At 65.5% G+C, this 8,322-nt stretch carries 9 protein-coding genes and 1 tRNA gene; all 10 read left to right on the forward strand.

All coding sequences use genetic code 11. The annotated features are described in order from the left end of the window. Window positions 1-301: 301 nt before the first annotated feature. The gene (gene rplU, locus ARGLB_RS13675) at window positions 302-610 is read left to right on the forward strand and encodes a 50S ribosomal protein L21 (protein WP_003803420.1); all 309 of its coding nucleotides are present in this window, start codon (window positions 302-304) and stop codon (window positions 608-610) included. A gap of 60 nt (window positions 611-670) precedes the next feature. Next, window positions 671-934: a 50S ribosomal protein L27 gene (gene rpmA, locus ARGLB_RS13680; protein ID WP_003803426.1), complete on the forward strand. Its 264-nt coding sequence runs from the start codon at window positions 671-673 to the stop codon at window positions 932-934. 118 nt (window positions 935-1,052) lie between these two features. Beyond that, window positions 1,053-2,642, forward strand: a complete 1,590-nt coding sequence (obgE, locus tag ARGLB_RS13685) for a GTPase ObgE (protein ID WP_003803427.1) — start codon at window positions 1,053-1,055, stop codon at window positions 2,640-2,642. A gap of 64 nt (window positions 2,643-2,706) precedes the next feature. Further along, complete coding sequence (gene proB / locus ARGLB_RS13690) at window positions 2,707-3,804, forward strand: glutamate 5-kinase (protein WP_050934365.1); 1,098 nt, start codon at window positions 2,707-2,709, stop codon at window positions 3,802-3,804. Window positions 3,805-3,830: 26 nt separating this feature from the next. Then, window positions 3,831-5,180, forward strand: coding sequence for a glutamate-5-semialdehyde dehydrogenase (locus ARGLB_RS13695; RefSeq protein ID WP_043419167.1), 1,350 nt, complete (start codon window positions 3,831-3,833; stop codon window positions 5,178-5,180). 79 nt (window positions 5,181-5,259) lie between these two features. Next, entirely contained in the window at window positions 5,260-5,484 is a 225-nt protein-coding gene (locus ARGLB_RS13700; protein ID WP_003803432.1) for a hypothetical protein, read from the forward strand. Next, entirely contained in the window at window positions 5,423-6,154 is a 732-nt protein-coding gene (gene nadD / locus ARGLB_RS13705; RefSeq protein WP_280959910.1) for a nicotinate-nucleotide adenylyltransferase, read from the forward strand. Before ARGLB_RS13700 ends, nadD begins: the two co-directional genes overlap by 62 nt. Before the next feature lie 7 nt (window positions 6,155-6,161). Continuing rightward, window positions 6,162-7,541 carry a hypothetical protein gene (locus ARGLB_RS13710; RefSeq protein WP_003803437.1) on the forward strand — a complete coding sequence of 460 codons (1,380 nt, stop codon included), beginning with the start codon at window positions 6,162-6,164 and terminating at the stop codon, window positions 7,539-7,541. Between the two features lie 48 nt (window positions 7,542-7,589). Beyond that, window positions 7,590-7,991: a ribosome silencing factor gene (gene rsfS / locus ARGLB_RS13715; RefSeq protein WP_003803440.1), complete on the forward strand. Its 402-nt coding sequence runs from the start codon at window positions 7,590-7,592 to the stop codon at window positions 7,989-7,991. Between the two features lie 100 nt (window positions 7,992-8,091). Next, window positions 8,092-8,164, forward strand: a tRNA-Ala gene (locus tag ARGLB_RS13720). The last annotated feature ends 158 nt before the right edge of the window (window positions 8,165-8,322 follow it).

Genomic DNA, 8,322 nt, shown 5'->3' on the forward strand with positions numbered 1-8,322 from the left:
ATAGTCGCGCACGGCATCGGATGTCCGGAACAGCGCCCGTGTGGCGCCTATCACGGACAACCCGCCGGTGCCAGCCTCATTTGCGGCCGACGACGGAATTAGCGTATTCTAGATCTTCGGTGCTTACGCCAACACTTGGGTTATGACCCGGGATCGCCCAATCGGGCTTGTTCCTGGGATAGCTCACGGGTTCCCCCGGGCAATCCACGGCGTTGAGGCACAGCGAGAGCCAGGCCAATTCATCGGACCCAGGTTCCGCACGCAAATTTAGTAATAGACGTCGAGAGAAGTGAGTGCCCAAGTGGTGTACGCGATTGTCCGCGCAGGCGGCCGCCAAGAGAAGGTTTCCGTTGGAGACTTCGTTACCCTGAACCGCGTCGCCGGTGGAGCTGGCAGCACCATTGAGCTGCCCGCGCTGCTCCTGGTAGACGGCGACAAGGTCACCTCCGCAGCTGCGGACCTGGCCAAGGTAACGGTTACGGCTGAGATCCTCCAGGACCTTCGTGGTCCGAAGATCGTCATCCAGAAGTTCAAGAACAAGACCGGTTACAAGAAGCGCCAGGGTCACCGTCAGGAACTGACCAAGGTCAAGATCACCGGTATCAAGTAACCACCGGTTACTGTTCAGGTTTTCAGCAGATTCCCCAGAATTTAAAGGCAGGCATTCCAAATGGCACATAAAAAAGGCGCGAGCTCCACTCGCAACGGTCGTGACTCCAACGCCCAGTACCTCGGCGTCAAGCGCTTCGGCGGCCAGGTAGTTTCCGCAGGCGAGATCATTGTTCGCCAGCGCGGCACCCACTTCCACCCCGGTGCAGGCGTTGGCCGCGGTGGCGACGACACGCTGTTCGCACTGCAGGCAGGCGCTGTTGAATTCGGCACCCGCCGCGGCCGTCGGGTCGTGAACATCGTTGCCGCTGCAGCTGCAGAGTAACAACAGGATCTGAACCGGTGGAGCGGGCCATGATGGCCCGCTCCACTGTTCTTTTAACCGCACTACAATCAATTTGGACGTTCAAGACGGCCGAGTTAAGCAATAGAGGAGATTCACCGTGGCGAGCTTTGTAGACCGGGTAGTACTGCACGTATCTGGCGGTACCGGCGGCCACGGCTGCGTCTCCGTGCACCGTGAGAAGTTCAAGCCCCTGGGCGGACCCGACGGCGGCAACGGCGGCGACGGCGGCGACGTCATCCTGCGCGTCGACTCGCAGACCACCACGCTGCTCGACTACCACCACGCACCCCACCGGCACGCCACGAACGGCGGGCCCGGCATGGGAGACTGGCGCGGCGGCAAGAACGGCGAAACCCTGGTCCTGCCGGTTCCGGACGGAACCGTCGTCAAGACCAAGGACGGCAAGGTCCTTGCTGACCTCGTTGGCGAAGGCACCGAATTCATCGCGGCGTCCGGCGGGCAGGGCGGGCTGGGCAACGCCGCACTGTCCTCCCAGAAGCGGCGGGCCCCGGGGTTCGCCTTGCTTGGCATCGAGGGTGACGCCAGCGACATCGTCCTCGAGCTGAAGTCGATTGCCGACATCGCCCTGGTTGGATTCCCCTCCGCCGGCAAGTCCAGCCTGATCGCGGCCATGTCTGCCGCCCGGCCGAAGATCGCTGATTACCCCTTCACCACCCTCATCCCCAACCTCGGCGTCGTGCAGGCGGGCGACGTCCGGTTCACCATCGCCGACGTCCCCGGGCTCATTGAAGGCGCAAGCGAAGGCAAGGGCCTGGGGCACAACTTCCTGCGGCACGTCGAGCGGTGCGCCGCTTTGGTTCACGTTTTGGACTGCGGTACGCTGGAATCTGACAGAGATCCACTCTCCGACCTCGCCATCATCGAAGCTGAACTCGAGAAGTACGCCGTTGATATGAGCTATGCCGGCAACGACGGCGAGGTTGTTCCGCTGAACCACCGGCCCCGGTTGGTGGCTTTGAACAAGGTCGACCTGCTTGACGGCAAGGACATGGCCGAGTTCGTCCGCCCGGAGCTGGAGTCGAGGGGCTACCGCGTGTTCGAGGTTTCGGCCACGAGCCACGAAGGCCTCCGGCAACTCGGATTTGCCATGGCGGAGATCGTCAAGGCCGCCCGCGACAGCGTGGAGGCCACACCGCCGAAGGTGCACGCACCGGTACTCCGGCCCCGCGCCGTCAACGAGACCGGTTTCCGGATCCGCCGCGAGGAGAAGAACCTGGAGCCGCTGTTCCGCGTGTTGGGCGAGAAGCCCGTGCGCTGGGTCAAGCAGACGGACTTCACCAACGAGGAAGCCATTGGCTACCTTGCCGACCGGCTGGCCAAGCTCGGCGTCGAAACCGAGCTGTTCAAGCAGGGCGCCAAGCCCGGCGACACCGTAGTGATCGGTGAGGACGACGGCGTGGTGTTCGACTGGGAGCCGACCATGATGGCTGGCGCCGAGCTGCTGGCGTCGCCGCGCGGCACGGACGTCCGGTTCGCAGACATCGGCGACCGTCCCACCCGCAGCCAGAAGCGTGAGGAACAGATCGAACGCCGTGAGGCCAAGGCAGCGGCACGTGCCGAGCTGGAAGCCGAGCGCAAGGCGGGCATCTGGACCGAATCAGTCAGTGGGCGCCGTGCAGCACGGCCGCTCAAGGAGAGTGGACTGAACACCCAACATGAGGAGTGAACCCGCACACGTGTCTGATAATTCCGCAATTGTCATCGAGGAACCAAGAACCGACGACCGCAGCATGCTCGCCAGAGCCCGCCGCATTGTCGTCAAGGTCGGATCGTCGTCGCTCACAAGCATCAAGGGCGGAATTTCCGAAGAGGCGTTGATCGAACTCTCCAATGCGCTGGCCGCCAAGAGCAACGAGGGCACCGAAATCATTCTGGTCTCCTCCGGTGCCATCTCCGCGGGGCTGGCACCTCTGGGCCTTATCAAGCGCCCGCGCGACCTGGCAACGCAGCAGGCCGCAGCCAGCGTTGGGCAGGGCTTGCTCATGGCCCGCTACACGCACGCCTTCGCGGCGCACGGCGTGACCGTGAGCCAGGTGCTGCTGACCGCGGATGACCTGATGCGGCGCAGCCACCACCAGAATGCGTTCCGGGCATTGAACCGTCTGCTGAATCTGGGCGTGGTTCCCGTGGTCAACGAGAACGACACCGTCGCCACGCACAAGATCCGCTTCGGCGACAACGACCGGCTCTCGGCCCTCGTGGCCCACCTGGTCCGTGCCGATGCGCTGGTGCTGCTTTCCGACGTCGATTCCCTTTACGACGGCCCGCCCGCAAAGGGAGCCAAGCGGATCCCGCAGGTGGACGGCCCCCAGGACCTGGAAGGCGTCAACATCGGCACCCCGGGCAAGGCCGGCGTCGGCACCGGCGGCATGCAGACCAAGGTCGAGGCCGCCACGATGGCGGCCGACTCGGGTATTCCCGCCCTCGTCACGTCGACGGCCAACGCGGCCGCCGCCCTGGCCGGCGAAGACGTGGGAACGTGGTTCTCCGTCAACAGCGGCCGCAAGTCCGTGCGCATGATGTGGCTCGCCCACCTGGCGCACGTGCAGGGCCGCCTGCTTCTCGACGACGGCGCAGTGACCGCCGTCCGGGACCATGGCGCCTCGCTGCTGCCGGCCGGTATTACGTCAGTTGAAGGCCACTTTGAATCGGGCGACGCCGTCGAAATGGTGGCGCCCGACGGCACCGTCATCGCCCGCGGCCTGGTCAACTATTCAGCCGACGAACTGCCGCAAATGCTGGGCCGTTCCACCGTGGAACTGGGGGAGTCCCTGGGCCGCGGTTTCGACCGTGAGGTTGTTCACGTTGACGACCTGGTTCTGGTCTAGGCGCCGGACTCGCCTAGACTTGAATGATGACTGAGGCACTGATGAACCAAGCAGCTGAGACATCCAACGACGCTACGATGGTCCCCTCCCTGCCGGCAGACAGCCAGCCCACCCCGGCTGACGTCGAGTCGGCCGTCTACGCCATCGCCGACCGTTCCCGCCAGGCCGCCCGCAGCATGGGCCGCGCCAACCGGGCCTGGAAAGACAAGGCACTGCGCGCCATCGGGAGCGCCCTGCTCGCAAACAAGCAGCAGATCCTGGCCGCGAACACCAAGGACGTGGAAGCGGGCCGCGCCAACGGCACGTCCGCCGCCCTCCTGGACCGGCTTACCCTGAACGACACCCGCATTTCCGCCCTCGCCGACGCCCTGGAGAACCTGGCCGGGCTGCCCGATCCCGTGGGCAATGTGGTGCGCGGACAGACCCTGCCCAACGGCCTGCGCCTGCGCCAGGTCAATGTCCCCATGGGCGTGGTGGCGGCCATTTACGAGGCGCGTCCGAACGTGACGGTGGACATCGCCGGCCTGGCGCTTAAGAGCGGCAACGCCGTGATCCTCCGCGGCGGTTCGGCTGCGGCCTTCACCAACGAGGCCCTCATCCGCGTGCTGCGCGATGCCCTGGAGTCCGTAGGCCTGCCGGCCGATGCCGTACAGACGGTGGACCAGTACGGCCGTGAGGGAGCCAATGTGCTCATGCGTGCCCGCGGACGCGTCGATGTGCTGATTCCCCGCGGCGGCCGTGAACTGATCCAGACCGTCGTCAACAATTCCTCCGTGCCGGTCATTGAGACCGGCGAGGGCAACGTCCACATCTTCATCGACGAGTCAGCCAGCGAAGACATGGCAGTGGAGATCCTCCTCAACGCCAAGACGCAGCGCCCCAGCGTCTGCAACACCGTGGAGACGCTCCTTGTGCACTCCGGCTCCACGGTTCTGCCCGCGGTCGCCGCAGCCCTGAGCAAGGCGGGTGTCCGGCTGCATGCCGACGACCGCGTGCGCGCTGCGCTTCCGGCGTCGGTGGAGTCCCTGCCGGCAACGGAAGACGACTGGGCCACCGAGTACATGGACCTGGACCTGGCCGTGGCCATGGTGGACAGCCTGGACGACGCCGTGAAGCACATCCGGACCTGGTCGACGGGACACACCGAAGCCATCCTGACGAACGACCTGCGAAACGCCGAGCGCTTCATCGCGGAAATCGATTCCGCCGCGGTCATCGTGAACGCGTCCACGCGGTTCACCGACGGCGGCGAGTTGGGCCTGGGTGCCGAGGTCGGCATCTCCACGCAGAAGCTTCACGCCCGCGGCCCGATGGGCCTGACCGAGCTGACGACCACGAAGTGGATCGTCCAGGGCGAGGGCCAAGTCCGCGCCTGACATAGCGGTAACATAGTAAAGAAGTCCGGACCGGCGGGAATTTCCGCCGTCGTCATCCTTTTTATTCCTAGGGGAGAAAATGCTGCTCCAGCAGATTGCCGCGTCAGTTGCAGAACACGAAGAGAGGGCACCCTTGTGGGCCGAGCCGTGGGTCTTCGGCATCTCGATGTTTGCCATCTTCGTAGTGCTGATGTTCGTCACCCTCTCCTACACCAACCTCGGCAACCGCCACACTGCGGTTGATGAGCACTCTGACCCGCACCGCCAGCACCCCAACAAGCACGACCACGGCCAGGGCCACTAACATTTCCGCCGCACTGCACCACAGGGATACGCAGCGCCGGCTGCGGCTGGGCGTGATGGGCGGGACCTTCGATCCCATCCATCACGGCCACCTTGTGGCCGCCAGCGAGGTGGCCGCCAAGTTCGGGCTCGACGAAGTCGTGTTCGTACCTACTGGCCAGCCGTGGCAGAAGTCCAGCAAGCAGGTCAGCGAACCCGAGCACCGTTATCTGATGACGGTAATCGCCACGGCGTCGAACCCGCGGTTTACCGTCAGCCGTGTCGATGTGGACCGTCCCGGCCCCACCTACACCATCGACACGCTCCGCGACCTGCGGACGCAGCGGCCTGACGCCGACCTGTTCTTCATCACCGGAGCTGACGCCCTGGCGCAAATCCTGTCGTGGAAGGACATCGACGAGCTGTGGTCACTTGCCCACTTTGTGGGAGTGACACGGCCAGGCCATGAGCTCGACGGCATGGGCCGAAAGGACGTCAGCCTGCTCGAGGTCCCCGCGATGGCGATCTCGTCAACCGACTGCCGCGCCCGCGTGGCCGCCCATAACCCTGTCTGGTACCTGGTGCCGGACGGAGTGGTGCAGTACATCGCAAAATACGGGCTCTACGCCGCACCGGCCGGGAACAGCAGCTCCGAAACTACCGAGACAAACGATCCAGCCAGCACTGAATGAGTTTGAGATGAGTCAGGAACAGCAACCGATCCGCAGCCGCCGGGAACTGCGCAAGGCCCGGGATGAAGCCCTGGCCAGGAACCGGAACGCCGCCCCTCCGGGTGCCGGCGAGTCAGCCCCTGCCTCGAAACCATCTGCCTCAAAGGGTCCCGCCGCGAACCCGCCTGCTTCGAAGCGTCCGGCCGCCCCCGGCCCGGGCACATCCGCCCCTGCCGGGCCGGAAAAGACGGACTCTTCGCGCGCTTCCGAAGACAACCGGCAGGACGCCGCCACCGGACGCGTGCGCCGCGTTGCGCCGGGCCCCGTGGACTCGCCGCCGGCCGGCTCAGCCGCCGAACGTTCGTCCCAGATCCGTGCCCGCGACAGGGCAGCCCTGCGAACCATCAAGGAGCTGGCCGAAAAGGAAGAGCAGCTCTCCGGCGGCGGCCCGCCGACGCGCCGCCAGCTGCGGCTGATGCAGCTCAAGGAGCAGGCGATTACTTCGGCAATGCCCGTCGTGCCGCCGGCCGACGGCGGGGCCCCCACCGGGAAATCGCCCGCTTCTTCAGCCGGCTCTCCGCCCGCTGCGGCCGGCAAACCGGCTACCGCCACCGGAGCCAAACCTGCCGGCCGGCCCTCCAGCGGTCAGCCCTCCGGCGGTCCGGGTCCGCGGCCCGCGGCGCCGGCGGGGGACGACCTCCCCGAGGGCATGACGGTGGAGCAGGCCCTGGAAGCGCGTGCACTCCTCGCCGAACAGGCCAGGAACCAGATCGCCAAGATGGAACACATCGCGGCGACAGACCCTGAAGCCGTGGATCCGGAAATCCTCGCCCAGCAGATTGCCCTCGCCGAACGCGCCGCCGTGCTCAACAAGCGGGCCATGGCCAAGCAGAAGCTCGCCGAACAGAACACGCCCCAGCAGGGCAGTCAGAACGGTCCATCCACAGCCAGCAACCTCGCCATGGTGACGCCGCTGGAATTCGAACAGGTGCCCGGAGTCGACCGTCCGGTCATGAAGCGGCCGGCCACCTCGCATGTTCCAGTGGTGACCAACCCCGGTCCGCGGGTTCCGGCCCGGAGCAACCGGGCCGCCAAGGCGTCCCGCACCAGCGCGCCGTCCACCGGGCGGTCGCGGGTCATTGCCCGGGCAGAAGCGGCCGCGCGTTCGGCAGCTGCGCCTCCGGCCAGCGCCCGCCAACATGCCTGGACCGATGAGTCCGGCGACGACGTTTCAGCGCTGCCGCCGGTGTCAGCCAAGTCCGCCTACGGGCTGGAGCCCCTGGACGCGGCCACGGCCGGACTCGCCCGGGCCAACCGGCTGAGGCTGATTCAGCTTGGCGTCGTGGCGCTCGGCGCTATCGCCCTCGTCGCCGGCGTCATCATGATCATCAGCGGCCTTTCACGCTGACGTCAGCCAGTACCACCACCTACGCTTTTCATCACCACAAGGAGTCCCGTGACCGCATCCGAATCGTCCGTCACCACAGCCCGGCATGCAGCCAGGGCCGCGGCGGACAAGATCGCCCAGAACATCGTCGCCCTTGACGTCAGCGAACGCCTGGCCCTGGCGGACGTTTTCCTCATCGCCTCGGCACCCAGCGAACGCCAGGTCAACGCCATCGTCGACGGCATTGAAGAGGAACTCATCAAACAGGACCTCCGTCCGGTCCGGCGGGAAGGCCGTTCGGCCGGCCGTTGGGTCCTGCTGGACTACGCCGACGTCGTGATCCACGTCCAGCATGAGGAAGACCGTGTCTTCTATGCCCTGGAGCGTCTCTGGAAGGACTGCCCGGTAGTGGACCTGCAGCTGGGAGACGACGCTTCGGCAAAGGCCGCTGCCGCCGCCGAACAGGAATAGGCCGCGGGTCCGAATATGCCCGATTTGGAATTTTCGGAAACGCTGGTCTAAGATATTTGAGTTGCTTCGGAGAGATCGGAAGCTGAAGCAACAAGAATACGGGGCTGTGGCGCAGCTGGTAGCGCACCTGCATGGCATGCAGGGGGTCAGGGGTTCGAGTCCCCTCAGCTCCACCGGATAATCCGCCGGAATCGAAAGATTCCGGCGGTATTTTTTTTGCCCGAAAGTGGCGCTGACCCTGCTATTCGTATCCCGGCAACGACGTGACAGACGCCATATGTCTTCGATTAGCGTCCTGGCGAATTCTGGACTACGCTGGTCGGGTTGCTTC

The sequence above is a fragment of the Arthrobacter globiformis NBRC 12137 genome (assembly GCF_000238915.1).
Classification (GTDB): Bacteria; Actinomycetota; Actinomycetes; order Actinomycetales; family Micrococcaceae; genus Arthrobacter; species Arthrobacter globiformis.